The organism is Jatrophihabitans sp. sgz311053 (genome assembly GCF_056135305.1).
Window position 1 is genome coordinate 607085 of sequence record NZ_JBWAXP010000002.1, and the last position, 15858, is coordinate 622942.

14 protein-coding genes are annotated in these 15858 nt (G+C 72.7%); 9 read left to right on the forward strand and 5 right to left on the reverse strand.

Annotated features, from left to right (window positions below; translation table 11 throughout):
• Positions 1 to 13 precede the first annotated feature (13 nt).
• Positions 14 to 880: a mycothiol conjugate amidase Mca gene (gene mca / locus AC0NZQ_RS11775; RefSeq protein WP_474531381.1), complete on the forward strand. Its 867-nt coding sequence runs from the start codon at positions 14 to 16 to the stop codon at positions 878 to 880.
• Positions 877 to 1086 (forward strand): hypothetical protein, encoded by a 210-nt coding sequence (locus AC0NZQ_RS11780; RefSeq protein WP_474530021.1) that lies wholly within the window; start codon positions 877 to 879, stop codon positions 1084 to 1086. The genes mca and AC0NZQ_RS11780 overlap by 4 nt, the downstream gene beginning before the upstream one ends.
• A 12-nt stretch (positions 1087 to 1098) precedes the next feature.
• Here AC0NZQ_RS11780 and AC0NZQ_RS11785 read toward each other — a convergent pair whose 3' ends face one another.
• A complete protein-coding gene (locus AC0NZQ_RS11785; protein WP_474530022.1) occupies positions 1099 to 2082 on the reverse strand; it encodes a helix-turn-helix transcriptional regulator in 984 nt (327 codons plus the stop codon).
• A gap of 90 nt (positions 2083 to 2172) precedes the next feature.
• Between AC0NZQ_RS11785 and AC0NZQ_RS11790 the strand changes: the two genes are divergently transcribed.
• From AC0NZQ_RS11790 to AC0NZQ_RS11815, 6 genes are all read left to right on the forward strand, one after another.
• Positions 2173 to 2544, forward strand: coding sequence for a VOC family protein (locus AC0NZQ_RS11790; protein WP_474530023.1), 372 nt, complete (start codon positions 2173 to 2175; stop codon positions 2542 to 2544).
• Positions 2544 to 3680: a DNA glycosylase AlkZ-like family protein gene (locus AC0NZQ_RS11795; RefSeq protein WP_474530024.1), complete on the forward strand. Its 1137-nt coding sequence runs from the start codon at positions 2544 to 2546 to the stop codon at positions 3678 to 3680. The genes AC0NZQ_RS11790 and AC0NZQ_RS11795 overlap by 1 nt, the downstream gene beginning before the upstream one ends.
• Positions 3681 to 3799: 119 nt before the next feature.
• Positions 3800 to 5281 (forward strand): pyridoxal phosphate-dependent decarboxylase family protein, encoded by a 1482-nt coding sequence (locus tag AC0NZQ_RS11800; protein WP_474530025.1) that lies wholly within the window; start codon positions 3800 to 3802, stop codon positions 5279 to 5281.
• Positions 5278 to 6591 (forward strand): lysine N(6)-hydroxylase/L-ornithine N(5)-oxygenase family protein, encoded by a 1314-nt coding sequence (locus AC0NZQ_RS11805; protein WP_474530026.1) that lies wholly within the window; start codon positions 5278 to 5280, stop codon positions 6589 to 6591. Before AC0NZQ_RS11800 ends, AC0NZQ_RS11805 begins: the two co-directional genes overlap by 4 nt.
• Entirely contained in the window at positions 6591 to 7112 is a 522-nt protein-coding gene (locus tag AC0NZQ_RS11810; RefSeq protein WP_474530027.1) for a GNAT family N-acetyltransferase, read from the forward strand. Before AC0NZQ_RS11805 ends, AC0NZQ_RS11810 begins: the two co-directional genes overlap by 1 nt.
• A complete protein-coding gene (locus AC0NZQ_RS11815; RefSeq protein ID WP_474530028.1) occupies positions 7109 to 8848 on the forward strand; it encodes an IucA/IucC family protein in 1740 nt (579 codons plus the stop codon). Before AC0NZQ_RS11810 ends, AC0NZQ_RS11815 begins: the two co-directional genes overlap by 4 nt.
• A gap of 100 nt (positions 8849 to 8948) precedes the next feature.
• Here AC0NZQ_RS11815 and AC0NZQ_RS11820 read toward each other — a convergent pair whose 3' ends face one another.
• From AC0NZQ_RS11820 to AC0NZQ_RS11830, 3 genes are all read right to left on the reverse strand, one after another.
• Positions 8949 to 10784: a TIGR03767 family metallophosphoesterase gene (locus AC0NZQ_RS11820; RefSeq protein WP_474530029.1), complete on the reverse strand. Its 1836-nt coding sequence runs from the start codon at positions 10782 to 10784 to the stop codon at positions 8949 to 8951.
• Positions 10785 to 10933: 149 nt separating this feature from the next.
• Positions 10934 to 11365 (reverse strand): alternative ribosome rescue aminoacyl-tRNA hydrolase ArfB, encoded by a 432-nt coding sequence (gene arfB, locus AC0NZQ_RS11825; RefSeq protein ID WP_474530030.1) that lies wholly within the window; start codon positions 11363 to 11365, stop codon positions 10934 to 10936.
• An 8-nt stretch (positions 11366 to 11373) separates the two neighbouring features.
• The gene (locus tag AC0NZQ_RS11830) at positions 11374 to 12876 is read right to left on the reverse strand and encodes an aminopeptidase P family protein (RefSeq protein WP_474530032.1); all 1503 of its coding nucleotides are present in this window, start codon (positions 12874 to 12876) and stop codon (positions 11374 to 11376) included.
• A gap of 71 nt (positions 12877 to 12947) precedes the next feature.
• On the opposite strand from AC0NZQ_RS11830, the gene AC0NZQ_RS11835 reads away from it, so the two are divergent.
• Positions 12948 to 14651, forward strand: a complete 1704-nt coding sequence (locus tag AC0NZQ_RS11835; protein WP_474530033.1) for a hypothetical protein — start codon at positions 12948 to 12950, stop codon at positions 14649 to 14651.
• A gap of 3 nt (positions 14652 to 14654) precedes the next feature.
• Here AC0NZQ_RS11835 and AC0NZQ_RS11840 read toward each other — a convergent pair whose 3' ends face one another.
• Positions 14655 to 15842: a saccharopine dehydrogenase family protein gene (locus AC0NZQ_RS11840; protein WP_474530034.1), complete on the reverse strand. Its 1188-nt coding sequence runs from the start codon at positions 15840 to 15842 to the stop codon at positions 14655 to 14657.
• Positions 15843 to 15858 lie beyond the last annotated feature (16 nt).

The window sequence follows — 15858 nt, forward strand, 5'->3', positions numbered from 1 at the left end:
GCGCCTGCGCTTGATGTGCGTCCACGCCCACCCCGACGACGAGTCCAGCAAGGGCGCCGCCACCATGGCGCGCTACGTCGACGAGGGCGCCGACGTCCTCGTCGTGACCTGCACCGGTGGTGAGCGCGGCAGCATCCTCAACCCGCGCCTCAAGGGCCGGGCCGACATCGAAGCCAACATCTCCGAGATCCGCCGCGCCGAGATGGACAAGGCCCGCGAGATCCTGGGGGTGCGGCAGCACTGGCTGGGCTTCGTCGACTCCGGGCTGCCCGAGGGGGACCCGCTGCCGCCGTTACCCGAGGGCTGCTTCGCGCTCGCCCCGCTGGAGGAGGCCGTCGAGCGGCTGGTGCGTGAGGTGCGGTCGTTCCGGCCGCACGTGATGACGACCTACGACGAGAACGGCGGGTACCCGCACCCGGACCACATCCGCACCCACGAGATCTCGGTCGCGGCCTTCGAGGCCGCCGGGGACCCCGAGAAGTTCCCGGACGCCGGCGAGCCGTGGCAGCCGCTGAAGCTGTACTACGACGTCGGCTTCTCCAAGGAGCGCAGCAGCGCGCTGCACGACGCGCTCATCGCCAAGGGCCTGGAGTCGCCGTTCGAGGAGTGGTTCAAGCGTCGCGAACAGTGGGGCGACAAGATGCGCGTCCCCAAGATCACGACACAGGTGCCGGTGGCCGACTGGTTCGAGCGGCGCGACGCCGCCCTGCTGGCCCACGAGACACAGGTCGACCCGGACGGCTGGTTCTTCAAGATCTCGCGGGACCTGCAGCGCGAGATCTGGCCGACCGAGGACTTCGAGCTGGCCCGCTCGCTGGTGGACTCGGCCATCCCCGAGGACGATCTCTTCGCCGGCATCAGAGGGACGGAGTCGCCATGACACTCGCCGAGCAACTGGCCAAGAGCGGCGAGGCGGTGAAGGCCGGCCCGATCGGGCTGGTCGTCATCCTGCTGCTCTGCATCGCCGCGTACTTCCTCTTCAAGTCGATGAGCAAGCACCTGCGCAAGGTCCGCGAGGAGTTCCCGGCCGACCCGTCGGGGACGGACGCCGTCGCGCCGCCGACGGACCACTCGCCGCAGCGCTGAGCGAGAACCGCCTCAGCCGTAGCGGGCCGCGGTAGCCCGCGCGGCCCGGGCGATCGCATCGCGGAGCTCCGGCGGGCCGAGCACCTCGACGTGCTCACCCAGCTGCAGCAGGGCGTGCACGGCGTGCCGAACCGACTCGATAGGCAGCGTCGTCTCGCACCAGTCGGCGGCGTCCGGCGGGCCGAGGTGGGCATGACCCTCCCGGGACGGGATCTCGCCGAGCAGGAACAGCAGCGCCCGCCCGGTGGCATCGAGGCGGACCGTGGCGGTCTCGCGGTACACCCGCCGGGCGTAGTCGGCCTGATGCTCGGTCCAGAACGTCTCGAGGTCGAAGCCGTCCGGCCGAGCGAACGTCTCCTGCCGGACGGCGGCGGTACGCATCCGCGAGACCCGATAGGTCCGCGGCGGCTCGATCACGGTGCCGCCGTCGGCCCGGCAGGCGACGGCGTACCAGGTGCCGCCCTTCAGCACGAGTCCCAGCGGAGCGAGCACCCGGTCCCGGACGGAGCGATCGGAACGTTCGTAGCGCGCCTCCAGCAGGCAGCCGCGCCAGGCGGCGTCGGCGACGGTCGCCAGCTGCGGCGGCGTCTCGGCGCCGCGCAGCCAGCCGGGGGAGTCCAGCAGGAAGCGGTCCCGGATGCGCGCGGCGCGCTCGCGCAGCTCGTCGGGGAGGGCGGCGAGCAGCTTCACCTGGCCGGCGGCCAGCACGCCGCCCCAGCCGAGGTCGGCCGCGGCCGACGGCACCCCGGAGAGGAACAGCGCATCGGCCTCGTCGCCGGTGAGGCCGGTGAGCCGGGTGCGGTAGCCGGGGAGCAGGTGCACCCCGCCGTGCCGGCCCCGACTGCAGTAGACCGGCACCCCGGCCGCGCTCAGCGCCTCGACATCGCGATAGATGGTGCGGACCGAGACCTCGAGCTCGTCGGCGAGCTCACCCGCGCTCGCGCGACCCTGGGAGGAGAGCAGGAGCAGCAGCGCCAACAGCCGGCTCGCTCTCATGCCGCACGATTCTGCATGCCGATACCTGACGTGGGATGTCAGGTATCCGGTCCAGAGTGTGGGCGTAGGCGACAGCGAGAGGTGAATGGGATGGCAGTGGGGAAGCTCTGGGCGGTATCGCTGGACTGTGTCGACGCGCCGGCGTTGGCGCGCTTCTGGGAGGCGATGACCGGAGGTGTCCTCGCCTACGAGAGCGAGGCATTCGCCGGGGTGGAGCTCGCGAACGGGGTGTGGATCGGCGCCTACGCGGTGCCGGACTACGTCCCGCCGGTCTGGCCCGATGGCGCCGGGCGGGGCAAGCAGTTCCACCTCGACATCACGGTCGACGACCTGGAGACCGCCGAGCGGGCCGCGACCGAGCTCGGGGCGACCCACGCGGAGCATCAGGCCAACCCGGAGCGCTTCCGGGTGCTGCTGGACCCCGCCGGGCATCCTTTCTGCCTGACGATCGCGTCGGCGTGATGGTCACCCGCGAGCAGGTCATCGCCTACCGCGTCGCGGTGCAGGGACTGCACCGGACGGCCGGCGAGGTGGACGAGCTGGCCGTCCTCGACCTCGGCGTGCAGGAGGCGATGGGGCACGCCGCCTCGGTGATCTTCGCCGCCCGGCTGACCGCGGCCGAGACGGCCCGCGACACCGAGGTGGGACCGGAGAGCGCGCTGGCGCTGGCGTGGACCTACCGGGGCGCCCCGCATATCCATCGCCGCGCCGACCTGGACCGGGTCGGCCGGGCGCTGTGGCCGCTGTCGGAGGCCGACGCGATGACCAAGCTCAACGAGAACGGGCCGTCGGTGAGCCGGGTGGGCATCGCTGCGCTGGAGCAGTTCGAGACGGCGGTTCGGGAGCTCCGCGCCGTCGTCACCCGGCCCACGGCCAAGGGGACGGTGAGCACCGAGGTGACCCGACGGCTGCCGCCAGCGATGCGACGCGAGTGCCGGCCGTGCGGGACGTCACACATCAGCGACTCGGCGCTCCGGGCGGCCGCACCCGTCGCCGGGCTGGAGCTGGACCCCGGCACCTCACCGCCGGTGCTCCGCCGCCGCGGCCGGGCCCGGCTGCCGACGGCACCGGATCCGGCCGCGGTGGCGCAGTCCGCGCTGACCTACCTCCGGCTGCTCGGCCCCGCGACCGACGCCGAGGTCGCCGGCTTCCTCGGCGTGCGCCGGGCGGACCTACGCGACGCGCTGCGCAAGGTCGCGGACGAACTCGTCGCGGTCGACGTCGACGGTGTGGCGGTCTCGCTCCCCGCGGAGCGGCTCGCGGAACTCGAGAAGGCGCCACCGCCGGACCTCGTGCGCCTGCTCGGCCCGTTCGACCCGTACCTGCAGGCGCGCGACCGGGACCTCATCGTCCCCGACGCCGGGTTGCACAAGATCCTCTGGCCGGCGCTCGGCCGGCCCGGCGCGATCTTCGCGCATGGCGAGATCGCCGGCACCTGGCGGACCAGGGCTGCCGGCGCCAAGCTCACGGTGACGGTGACGACGGCCGTCTCGCCGGACGACACGCTGCGCCGCGCCGTGACCGAGGAGGCCGAGCGGATCGCCGTCCTCCGTCGAGCCTCCCGACTCGATCTCAGGTGGAGCGACGGCGCGGGATAGTTCCGGTCCGGCGACGCCTGCCTCGGCGTCGACTGTGAGGGATTTCGCAAAGCGGGACAAAAGTCCTGCCATGCTGTTAGGTAAGGCATGCCTAACTTACCGCTGCGCGAAAGAGAGCGATGAGCCCCCACCTGCCGCACGTTCCGGCCCTGACCCTCCCCGTCTCGGACGGCCGACCCCTCACCGGCCTGCTCGACGCCGCCTCGGCCACGGCCTACGCCGACGCCGTCACGGCGGCGCGCGACGAGGTCGTCACCCGACTGCTCACCGTCGACCGGCCCTTCACCGGTGTCCCTGCCCGGGTGCTGCGGGAACGGATCGCCGCCGTTGACCTCGACCGCCCGCTGGACTCGCCGGAGGCCGTCCTCGGCGAGGTCGGCGAGCTGTATCTGGACGACGCGATCTGGTTCCACCATCCCCGCTACCTGGCGCACCTCAACTGCCCGGTGGCCGTCCCGGCCGTGGCGGCCGACGTCCTCGCCTCGGCGGTCAACTCCTCGCTCGACACCTGGGACCAGAGCGCGGGCGCCACCTGGCTGGAGCGGCGGCTCGTCGACTGGACGGCGCAGCGACTCGGCCTCGGCGCCGCGGCCGACGGCATCTTCACCAGCGGGGGCTCGGCCTCCAACCTGCAGGCGCTGCTCATTGCGCGGGAACGCGCAAACACCGCTGATCTCTCCCGGCTGCGGGTGCTGGCCTCGGCCGACGCCCACTTCAGCGTGGCGAAGTCCGCCCGGCTGCTGGGGCTGGGGTCCGACGCTGTCGTGGAGGTCGCCGTCGACGACCGGCACCGGATGTGCCCGGTCGACCTCGCCCGCCGGCTGGACGACCTGCGGCGCTACCGGTTGGTGCCCATGGCCGTCGTCGCGACCGCCGGCACCACGGACTTCGGTGCGGTCGACCCGCTCGCCGAGGCGGCGCAGCTGGCGCACCGCCACGGCGCCTGGCTGCACGTCGACGCGGCCTACGGCGGCGGCCTCATCACCTCGACCAGACACCGGCACCGCCTTGCCGGCATCGAGGCGGCCGACTCGGTGACGGTCGACTTCCACAAGACCTTCTTCCAGCCCGTCGCCTCCAGCGTGGTGCTCGTCCGGGACGCAGCGACGCTGCGGCACGTCTCCTGGCATGCCGACTACCTCAACCCCGCCGGGACCGACCCCGACGAGCGGCCGAACCAGGTCGACAAGAGCCTGCAGACCACCCGCCGCTTCGACGCGCTCAAGCTCTGGTGCACGCTGCGCGAGCTCGGCCCCGATCGCATCGGCGAGATGCTCGACGCCGTCATCGACCTCGCCGCAGCGACGGGCGAGTTGTTGGCCGAGGACCCCGACTTCGAGCTGGCCGCGCGGCCGGAGCTCTCCACCGTGGTCTTCCGGTACCGCGGCGCACTGCCGGCCGAGGTGCTGGACGCCGCCAACCGTGCAGCGCGGGCGGCGCTCTTTGCCTCCGGCGAGGCGGTGATCGCCGGGACGACCGTCGGCGGCCGCACCTACTTGAAGTTCACCCTGCTCAACCCCGCCACGACGCTCACCGACATCCGTGAGGTGCTCGACCGGATCCGGGACCTCGCCCGCGAGCACGGGGAGGTGGCGGCATGACCGCACCCGCCGACGGCGGCCGCGTGCACGACCTCGTGGGAATCGGCATCGGCCCCTTCAACCTCGGGCTGGCTTGCCTCGCTGCGCCCTTGGCCGGGCTCGACTGCGTCTTCCTGGATCAGAAGCGAGAGTTCGACTGGCACCCCGGCATGCTGCTGCCCGATGCCACGCTGCAGGTGCCCTTCCTGGCCGACCTCGTCACCATGGCCGACCCGACCTCGCCGTTCTCGTTCCTCGCCTACCTGAAAGACACCGGTCGGCTCTACCCGTTCTACGTGCGCGAGAGCTTCTACCCGCTGCGCACCGAGTACACCGACTACTGCTGCTGGGCCACGCGGCGGCTGCGCAGCCTGGAGTTCGACCGCCGCGTCGAGACGGTGACGCGCGAGGACGGCGTGTACGTCGTGCGCAGCCGGTCGGCGGCGGGGGAGCCAGTCGTGCACCGGGGGCGGCGGCTCGTCCTCGGTGTCGGGACGCGGCCCTTCGTCCCGGACGTCGTCACCGGCGGCGGGCCGGCGCTGCACAGCGCGGACTACCTCGCGCGGCGTGACGAGCTGCGACGCTGCCGGACGATCACGGTCGTCGGCAGCGGGCAGAGCGCCGCGGAGATCGTCCGCGACCTGCTCGCCGGCATCGGCGACGGGGGTTATGCGCTGCGCTGGCTCACCCGGTCGCCGCGCTTCTTCCCGATGGAGTACACCAAGCTCACCCTCGAGCTCACCTCGCCGGAGTACACCGATTACTTCCACGCGCTGCCGCCGCAGCGGCGCGACGAGCTGCTCGCCTCGCAGCGCTCGCTCTACAAGGGCATCAGCGGCGATCTGGTCGACGAGATCCACGAGCAGCTCTACATCGCCTCGCGCGATCCGCGGGCGCAGGTGCAGCTGCTCACCAACACCGCCGTCGAGTCCGCCGAGTGGGACGGTGCCCGCTATCGCCTGGGGCTGCGGCAGCACGAGCTGGACCGCCGCTTCGACCTCGACACCGACGGCCTGGTCTTCGCCACCGGCTACCGTCCCGCGGCGCCGCCGTTCCTGGAGCCGCTGCGCGAGCGCATCCGCCGCGACGGCAACGGGCGCTACGACGTGAGCCGTGACTACGCCATCGACACCACCGGCGAGGAGATCTTCGTGCAGAACGCCGAGGAGCACACCCACGGCCTCGTCGCGCCGGACCTCGGCATGGGGGCGTACCGCAACTCGGTCATCCTGCGCCGGGTGCTCGGCGACGCGCCCTACCCGGTGGAGGAACGCGTGGCCTTCCAAGAGTTCGGCGTCCCCGCCGGCGCGACGACGGGAGTGCGGTCGTGATGACGCTGCGTCCGCTGGATCCCGAGACCGACGCGGCGCTGGTCCATGACTGGCTCACCCGGCCGTACGCCCGCTACTGGGGCATGACGTCCGCGACGCTCGCGGAGGTCCGGGACGGTTACCGCGCCGTCGCCGCCGACCCGCACCAGCAGGCGTGGATCGGCGAGCGCGACGGCGTCCCGGTGCTGCTGGCCGAGACCTACGACCCGGCGCAGAGTCCGCTCGCGCCGTGGTGCGAGCCCGGCGACCTGGGCATGCACTTCCTCACCGCGCCGCCGGACGGACCACCGGAGCATGGCTTCACCCGGGCCGTGATCCGGGCCGTGATGGAGCACTGCTTCGCCGATCCGGCCGTGCTCCGCGTGGTGGTGGAGCCGGACGTCGGCAACACCGCGGTGCACGTGCTCAACGAGGTGGTGGGCTTCCGTCCGGTGGCGGAGATCGACATCCCCGGCAAGCGGGCGCTCTTCAGCGTCTGTCCCCGCTCGGCGTGGGCGGCGAAGCTGGAGGTGACGGCGTGAGCACGCATCTCACCCCCGAACGGCTGGAGGTGGCGCAGCGTCACCTCGCCGCGAAGGCGCTGGCCGAGTTTGCGCACGAGCGCGTGATCTCGCCGGAGCCCGACGGCGACGGCTGGGTCGTCACCTCCCACGACGTGCGCTGGTTCTTCTCGGCGCGGCTCCTCCCGTTGGAGCACTGGCTCGTCGACCCGGCCACCGTCCGGCGCGTGGTGGCCGGCGAGTCGATGCCGGTCGACGTGCAACAGCTCGTCCTGGACCTGCGGCCCCTGCTGGGCCTCTCCGACGGCGACCTGCCGGTGTACCTGGAGGAGATCGCGGCGACGCTCGCCGGGCGGATGTGGAAACAGCGCTGCGACGCGCCGACCTCGGCCGAGCTGCTCGACGCCTCGTTCCAGCGCATCGAGGCCGCCATGACCGAGGGCCACCCCGGTTTCGTCGCCAACAACGGCCGGCTGGGCTTCGGCGTGGCCGATCATGCCGCCTACGCCCCGGAGACCGGGGCCCGGACGCACCTGGTCTGGCTCGCCGTCCGCCGCTCGCAGTCGGTCTTCGCCGCAGTGGCCGGGCTGAGCTACGAGCAGCTGCTGGCGACCGAGTTCGACCCCGACCAGCTGGCCTGCTTCGACGAGACGCTGCGCGACTTGGATCTGGATCCGGCCGACTACCGGCTGCTGCCGTGCCATCCCTGGCAATGGGACAACAAGATCGCGGTCTCGCTGGCGCCGGAGGTGGCCCGCCGGGACATCGTCCGGCTGGGCGACAGCCGCGACGAATACCAGCCGCAGCAGTCGGTGCGGACGTTCCACAACGCTTCCCGTCCCGAGCGCTGCTACGTCAAGACGGCACTGTCGGTGCTGAACATGGGCTTCCTGCGGGGACTCTCGCCCGGCTACATGGCGGTGACCCCGGCCGTGAACGACTGGGTGGCGCAGCTGGTGGCCGGGGACGCGACGCTGCAGGCCCACGGCTTCGACGTGCTGCGTGAGATCGCCGCGGTGGGTTTCCGTCCCGGCGTCTACGAGGGCACCGGCGGGCACGGCAAGATGCTCTCCGGGCTGTGGCGGGAGAGCCCGGCCGGCCGCGTCGGTCCGGGCGAGCGGCTCGCCACCATGGCGTCCCTGCTCCACGTCGACGCGAAGGGGACGTCGTACGCCGCCGAGCTGATCGCGGCCTCGGGGCTGCCGGCGCCGCGTTGGCTGCAGACCTATCTCGACGCCTACCTGGTCCCGGTGCTGCACAGCTTCTACGCCCACGAGCTGGTCTACATGCCACACGGCGAGAACGTGATCATGGTGCTACGTGACCACGTCCCGGTGCGGGTGCTGATGAAGGACATCGGCGAGGAGGTCGCCGTCCTCTCGTCCACGGCGCCGTTGCCGGTGGAGATAGCGCGGATCCGCGCGAACGTCCCCGCCGAGCTGCAGCTGCTGTCGGTCTTCGTCGACGTCCTGGACTGCTTCCTGCGCTTCCTCTCCGCGCAGCTCGACGACGCGGGGGTGATGCCGGCGGCCGAGTTCTGGGCGACGACGGCCGGCGTCTGCCGGGACTACCAGAATGCCCACCCCGAGCTCGCCGACCGCTTCGCCGAGCACGACCTCTTTGCGCCCACCTTCGAGCTCTCCTGCCTGAACCGGCTCCAGCTGCGCAACAACCGGCAGATGGTCGACCTCGCCGACCCGGCCTCGGCCCTGGCACTCGCCGGCCCGATCGCCAACCCGCTGCACACCTTCGGCTGAGCCGTTCTCCTTCGTCACCCCGCCCCCACCCTGTTGAGTGGGCCGATTCCTCGGCCCACTCGACGGATAACGGCCCACTCAACGGGGGAGGCGGACAAGCTCAGAAGGGCTTGCGGACGAGCAGCTCCACATTGCGATCGGAGAGCGTGCCGCGGCGGCCGTCTCGGGTGGCGGTCTCGGCCTCGCGCTGCGGGTCGTTGATGGCGAGCTCGCGCGAGGCGGCGGCCAGCTCGAGAGGCGTGCTCGGGGCGGACGGGTAGGAGGTCGGCGCGGCGTGATCGACGATGGTGCCGAAGATCGACATCGTCTGGTCACCGTTGTCCACCAGCTCGATCACGCGCGACTGCTGCGGCCAGTCGACGTGGGCCGCCGTGTTGATCTCCCAGAAGCCGCCAGCCACGGCAGCGCCAGCCGGCCGGGCATGCGCGGCGATCTGGTTGACGTGGGTGTGCCCGTTCACCCACGCGACGACGTTGGGGTAGCGCAGCAGCAGGTCACGGACCGCGGGGCCGAGGACGCGCCCGGCGGCGGCGCCCAGCGGGTTGTCCATGGTCTCGATGGTGTGATGGCTGAAGATCACGATGTACCTGTCGTTGCCGGTACCGCGGACCCACGTCCCGGTGGTGTCCAGGTAGCGCGAGCTCGCGGACTGCAGCTGCTGCTCGAGCCACGCCAGCTGCGCCGTGTCCAGGGATCCGGAGTCGTAGCCCTCGGGCGTGACGGTGTCGAGCGAGATGCCGCGCACCGGGCCCCTGTCGAAGGCGTAGTACGCGGTGCCCTCGTCGAGGTTGCGTTGCGTGTAGCCGTGGCCCACCGGCGAGCCGGTGGTGTTGAAGTGCTCGGCCACGGTCTGCTTGTGCGTCAGCAGGCGCCGCTTGGCGTCCGGCGTGACCAGCTTGGCGGGGGCGAGGGAGAGCAGGGTCTGCAGCGCGGCGGTGTCACCGGCGCGCAGCTTGGCGAGCAGATCGGCGACGTCCACACCGGCGGGCAGCCCCGTCGGCTTGAGGGCGCCGGTGGCGATGAGGCCGAGCACGCCGAGGGATGGGACCGTGCCCTGCACCAGGCCGTCGTGGTTGCCGAAGACGGAGTACCAGTCAGTCCGCAAACCCGTCGAGGTGAACGGCCGGCGGCAGGCGTCGTGCAGCGTCGGGATAGCGGGGTAGCCGTACGTGGCGCGGTAGTTGTCCTTGCCGCTGCCCGCCGGCTGGTAGTAGGCGAGGTCGGCGTCCTTGGCGCCGCCGACGCCCTCCCACTTCGCGGTCGAGCCGGAGTCGGGCCGTACCGACGTCCTGCCGTCCAGCAGGTCGATGTGCCAGCGGAGCTCGTTGAACTGGGTGTTGTCGGCGTTGTCGCCGGTGCAGATCGTGAAGTCGATCGGACGTCCCGTGACCGGGCCGCCGGCCAGGGCGTTGACCGCCTGCACCATGGCCTCGGCGACGTGCGCGGTGAGCATCTCCCATGGGCGGTACGCCGACGAGAACGGCGCCGACGAGGCGAGCGGACTGCCGGGGTCGTTGTAGCGGTCCAGGAACTCGACGCGAGCCGGCGACTGCGCGTCGATGATGTGCATGTCGGTGAACTGGGCGAAGCTCACCAGCGGGGTCCGGGTGCCACTGCCGCGTGTCGCGCCGCCGAGCAGGTCGCCCCGGACGACGCTCGGCTCACCCGCGCCGGTGACGATCTTGCGATACCCCTTCACTCCAGGCGCGCCGTGCTGCAGCGTCCGGGCGAGCGTCGTTCCCTGTGGCGCCACCGGGAAGGTGGGGTCGGCAGCGACGGCGGGGCCGGCGGTGACGACGGAGCCCAGCGCGCTCGCCGCGGCTGCCGCACCGGCCGCAGCCGCCGCCGTCCCGAGCAGCCGCCGCCGGGTGATGCCGGACGTCGTACCGGTCTCGTCCGGGCTCGAACCCCGGCTCGTGTCGTCCTCGTGCTGCATCGCGTGATCGCCTGCCCTCTCCTCGTCGAGTGGTCGAATCTCGCGTCGAGTGGTCGGACGGTGCGCGACCACTGGGGGTACAAATCGACCACTCGGCGGATGGGGCGAGCGTGACACAGGTCGGGCGGGTAGGCGAATTGACCCGCCGGTCAGTCCGCGTCCGGACGTCGCCGCGTCGCTTTCAGCTCACCGCGCTGCTTCTTGGCGTCCACCCGTCGGGCGCGGGCGCGGCGGGAAGGCTTGGACGGGCGGCGCGACGGGGGCGGGGGAGCGAGCGCCTCGGCGAGCAGGTTCAGCAATCGGCCCCGCGCGGCGTCCCGGTTCTGCAGTTGCGAGCGCTGCTCGGAGGCCACGATCGACAGCACCCCGTCGTGCAGGCGAGGCCCGAGCCGGTCCAGCAGCCGCGCGCGCAGGTCGTCGTCCAGGACGGCGGAGGCGGCGACGTCCCAGCGCAGTTCGACCCTGCTGTCGGTGGTGTTGACCGACTGCCCGCCCGGTCCGGAGGAGCGGCTGAAGCGTTCGACGAGCTCGGCGTCGGGGATGGTGAACCCGCGCCGGCCGGGGACGATCAGGTCGGCCATCGGAGCAGCTACGGGGTGGCGGGCGAGCCCTGGACCTCGCGCAGCCACGCCGTGATCTCGGCCGGGTCGCGCGGCAGCATCGCCGACAGGTTGCGTGCCTCGCCGTCGGTGGCGACGACGTCGTCCTCGATGCGGACGCCGATGCCCCGCAGCTCCGCCGGGACGGAGTCGTCGTTGACCTGGAAGTAGAGACCCGGCTCGACGGTGAGCACGTGGCCGGCACGCAGCGTGCCGGAGCGGTACCCCTCGTCGCGGGCCAGCGCGCAGTCGTGGACGTCGAGGCCGAGCATGTGGGACGTCCCGTGCAGCGTGTAGCGGCGGTGCAGCCCGGCGCCGGGCGTCTCCGGATCCTCGGCGCAGGAGACCTCGGCGGTGACCGGCAGGATGCCCCACGAGTGCAGGTGGTCGGCGATGACGTACATGGCCGCCCGGTGCGCGGCGAGGAAGTCCGCGCCCGCCTTCACCTCGGCGATGCCGGCCTGCTGCGCCTCCAGGACGGCGCCGTAGACCTTGAGCTGCGCCGGGGTCCAGCGCCCGTCCACCGGCATGGTCCGGGTGACGTCGGCGGTGTAGAGCTCGTCGGTCTCGACGCCCATGTCGGCCAGCAGCAGCCCGCCGCTCGGGACCACGCCGTGGTTGCGCCACCAGTGCAGCGTCGTGGCGTTGTGGCCGGAGGCGAGGATCGAGGTGTAGCCGACGTCGTTGCCCTCGAGCCGGGCCCGGCGCCAGAAGGTCCCCTCCAGCCAGCGCTCGCCCCGCAGGTCGGTGCGGTCGGCCACCCGCGGCAGCTCGCGGGCGACGTCGGCGAAGCCGCGCGCCGTGATCTCGCAGGCATGGGCCAGCCGGCCCAGCTCCCACTCGTCCTTGACCAGCCGCAGCTCGTCCAGCTCGCGGGCCAGCAGCGCGTCGTCGGCCGAGGGCGGCAGCAGCTCGTCGACGCCGGCGTCGTGGCCGCGCAGCACGGCGACCCGGTCACCGACGGCGCGCAGGTCGTCGCGCAGCCGCGCCAGCGGGGCGGCCGCGATCCCCAACACGTCGGCGGTGTCGCTGATGTTCGGGACGTTGCCGACCCACACCGCGCCGTGGACGCGGTCGGTGAAGTAGGCGACCTCGCCGGGCTGGGCGTACTCGCGGACGTACAGCCTGGCCGTGTGACCAGCCTGACCGTCGCCGGCCGGCGTCATCACCAGCACGGCGTCGGCCGCGGTCTCGCCGGTGAGCCAGGTGAACGAACTCGCGGCGCGGAAGGCGTACTCGGTGTCATTGGCGCGGACGACGAGGTTCCCTGCCGGGACGACGATGGTCCGGCCGGTGAAGCGGGCCGAGACGGCAGCGCGCCGGGCGGCGGTCCAACCGGCGATGTCGCGGGGTGCCGGATGCGGCATCGGCGGAGCCGGCGACCAGTCCTTGGCGATGGCCTCGCGCAGATGACCGGGCATGGGGATGCCGTGGGACGTCTCCGGCGACGCGGCGGCGTCCGGGAGTGCTTCGGGAGTGACCGGTTCGCCCATTGCACCGAGTCTAGGTGGTGGCCGGGCGCGGCACCGCCGGTTTGCGCCCGGTGGTCGTTAGCGTCGTCGGCATGGCCAGGAAGTCCCGCGACCGCGACCCCAGCCCTGTCGACACCCAGCCCGAGTTCGGCGTGCCCGTCGCCGGAACTCGCCGGCTGAGCGATGACGACGGCGAGTGGAGCAAGACCGAGTCGGTGGCACAGGTGCCGGCACCCGTCCCGCCGGTGAAGCAGCCCGGCCGTGCCCGCCCCGGCGTGATCGTCCTGGTCGGTTTCCTGCTCGAGCTCGCCATGGTGCTCGGCGTCGGTAACACCGTCGTCGTCCGCAAGCTGGGTGCGATCGACTCCGATGTCGACGTCGTTCGCGGCTTGCTCGTACTTCCTCGCGTCTACGCGTGGCGGTTCACGCCCGGCTCCGGTGACCGGAACAACGTCTGGCTGGGCAGCGTGGTGGGGCTGCTGGTCTTCCTCGCCGTCGCGGCGCTGCTGACACTGGCGCTGGTCCGGGGGCCGGTGACGTTCTGGCGTGCCTTCGTCGGGGTCTGGCTCGCGGTCATCGTCGCGACGTTGGCCGACGGCATGGCGTTCCGGTCGATCTACACGCTCGCCGGGACCAACCCGATCGGCGACAGTCCGGCCGCCCGTGCGCTCTTCGGTGGCACCGGGTTGGAGATCGCGGCGGGCGTGGTGGCGGGGCTGCCGCTCGCGCTGATCCTGGCCATTGTCGCGGTCGCCTCGCGCCGCCGGGCGGACGTCGTCCTTCCCGAGGCCGGCCCGGAGCTGCCCCCCTACGTCGAACCGGCGGCCCCGCCGCCGTGGCACGGTGACGACGCGCCCGCGCAGTACGGCGCCGCGCCTCGACGGGACGAGACCCCGGACTACGCCGGCGAGACGATGTCCTTCCGCAAGGAGGCGAGCCAGGAGCCGGCGGGTGCCCCCGACCGGGGTGACGACAGCCAGCAGACCACCCGCTTCCCCGCCGCCGGAGTCGCTGCCGGCGCGGCGGCTGCCGGCGTGGCCGGTGCCGCCGCCGCCCACGGCTCTGGTGATGGCGAGCGCCACGGTGGCGACGAGGGCTGGTCGGAGGTCCGGCGCTCCCGTTCCGACTTCCCGGTCACCGGCTCCGGGGACGACCCGACCGCCGGTCCCCGACACGACGACCCGGCCAGCGGCCCGGACGGCGCCCCGGATGACGCGACCCGCGCCTTCGCTCCGGTGACTGACGCCGAGCCGGCACCGTCCGAGTCGGCACCGTCCGAGTCGGCATCGTCTGAGCCGGCATCGTCTGAGCCGGCATCGTCTGAGCCTGCGCCGTCCGAGCCTGCGGGCTCCGAGTCCGCGCTATCTGAGCCGGCACCGTCTGAGGCGGCACCGTCTGAGCCGGCACCGTCTGAGCCGGCACCGTCTGAGCCGGCACCGTCTGAGCCGGCACCGTCTGAGCCGGCATCGTCTGAGCCGGCATCGTCTGAGCCGGCACCGTCCGAGGCGGCACCGTCCGAGGCGGCACCGTCCGAGCTGGGTGGCGAGACGCAGATGCTCCCCGCTGTCCCCGACGCCGACCGCACCCCTCCCGCCGAGTCAGCGGGCGACTCGACGCAGGCGATGTCCGCAGCGCCCGCGGCGCCTGCCGAGCAGCCCCACGGCGAGCAGCCCCACGGCGAGCAGCTCCACACCCAACCCCACGGCGACCAGCCGACGCAGGCGCTGCCGGCGCAGCGGGAGTTCCCGCGGCCCCCGGACGACGAGGACTTCGGTCACCAGCCCGACGAGGACTGACCGTCACCGCGCGTCGGGGAGCACCTCGAAACCGATCCCGGCCTTGCGGAGCCGCTCGACCAGCGCGCCGCCCATCGCGTTGGCGGTGGTGACCTGCCCGGAGGTTGCGGGGAGGTCGTCCAGGGCCAGGCAGATGGCGGACTCGGCGAGCATCACGGCGGTCTCGTCGTAGCCCGGGTCGCCGCCGCTCACCCGCGTGACGACCCGCTCACCGCCGCCCTCGCCGACGAAGGTGACGGTGAACCAGCTCTTCGCGCGCCTCTCGGCCGAGGGCCCCTCACCCGCCCGGAAGCGGTCCAGCAGCAGCCGGCGCGCCGGTGGGAGCTGCGCCAGTCCGAAGAGGGCGCCGACCCCCAGGACGCCGCCGGCGGCAGTGAGCAGCCGCGAGATCGAGGCGTAGTGGGCGTAGCTGAACTGCGGACCGTAGCGCTCGTCGTGACGCGCCGAGCGGACCACGATCTGCGGGTCCACCGTCGGCAGCGGGACGGCCCAACCCCCGTCGACCGGGTCCCGGTGCGGTCGGCCGGGCTCGCCCCGGACGACCCGTCCGGACGTCGGGCGATCAGCGGCCTTGCGATCCCGGGCGGCGGCCAGGTTCTGCCGCGGCCGCGAGAAGGCGGTGACCGCGGAGTGGAACGTGCCGCCGGAGAACATCCCCGACGCGCGGACGTACCCGCTGACCCGCAGCGGGGCATCCTTTGGGAGCTGCCTGACCGTGAACCACACGCCGAGGTCGTGGGGAATGGAGTCGAAGCCGGCGGCGTGGACCAGCCGCGCACCGGTACGGACGGCCTCACGGTGATGCCGCAGGTACATCGAGTTGACGAACTCGGGCTCGCCGGTGAGGTCGAGGTAGTCGGTGCCGGCGGCGGCGCAGGCGGCCACGACCGGCTCGCCGTGCAGGACGTACGGACCGACGGTCGTCGCGACCACCCGGGTCGTCTCGGCTAGCGCCCGCAGCGAGGCCGCGTCGGTGACGTCGGCGTCCAGGATGGGCAGTGAGGCCAGCGACGAGTCGATGGCGGCGAGGCCGGCCCGCACGTTCTCCAGCTTCTCGCGGTTGCGTCCCGCGATGGCCCAGCGCAGCCGCGGCGGCGCATGGCGGGCGAGGTACTCGGCGGTGAGACGACCGGCGAAGCCGGTGGCCCCGATGAGGACGACGTCGTGGCGGCGGCGGGTGCGGGACGGCATGTGGGTGAACCTATCC

Coding starts and splice junctions, on each gene's coding strand:
- AC0NZQ_RS11795 (WP_474530024.1), top strand. CDS start 2,544: ATGGTCACCCGCGAGCAGGTCATCGCCTACCGCGTCGCGGTGCAGGGA.
- AC0NZQ_RS11800 (WP_474530025.1), top strand. CDS start 3,800: ATGAGCCCCCACCTGCCGCACGTTCCGGCCCTGACCCTCCCCGTCTCG.
- AC0NZQ_RS11835 (WP_474530033.1), top strand. CDS start 12,948: ATGGCCAGGAAGTCCCGCGACCGCGACCCCAGCCCTGTCGACACCCAG.
- arfB (WP_474530030.1), bottom strand. CDS start 11,365: ATGGCCGACCTGATCGTCCCCGGCCGGCGCGGGTTCACCATCCCCGAC.
- AC0NZQ_RS11830 (WP_474530032.1), bottom strand. CDS start 12,876: ATGGGCGAACCGGTCACTCCCGAAGCACTCCCGGACGCCGCCGCGTCG.
- AC0NZQ_RS11805 (WP_474530026.1), top strand. CDS start 5,278: ATGACCGCACCCGCCGACGGCGGCCGCGTGCACGACCTCGTGGGAATC.
- AC0NZQ_RS11840 (WP_474530034.1), bottom strand. CDS start 15,842: ATGCCGTCCCGCACCCGCCGCCGCCACGACGTCGTCCTCATCGGGGCC.
- AC0NZQ_RS11810 (WP_474530027.1), top strand. CDS start 6,591: ATGACGCTGCGTCCGCTGGATCCCGAGACCGACGCGGCGCTGGTCCAT.
- AC0NZQ_RS11820 (WP_474530029.1), bottom strand. CDS start 10,784: ATGCAGCACGAGGACGACACGAGCCGGGGTTCGAGCCCGGACGAGACC.
- AC0NZQ_RS11790 (WP_474530023.1), top strand. CDS start 2,173: ATGGCAGTGGGGAAGCTCTGGGCGGTATCGCTGGACTGTGTCGACGCG.
- AC0NZQ_RS11780 (WP_474530021.1), top strand. CDS start 877: ATGACACTCGCCGAGCAACTGGCCAAGAGCGGCGAGGCGGTGAAGGCC.
- AC0NZQ_RS11785 (WP_474530022.1), bottom strand. CDS start 2,082: ATGAGAGCGAGCCGGCTGTTGGCGCTGCTGCTCCTGCTCTCCTCCCAG.
- mca (WP_474531381.1), top strand. CDS start 14: ATGTGCGTCCACGCCCACCCCGACGACGAGTCCAGCAAGGGCGCCGCC.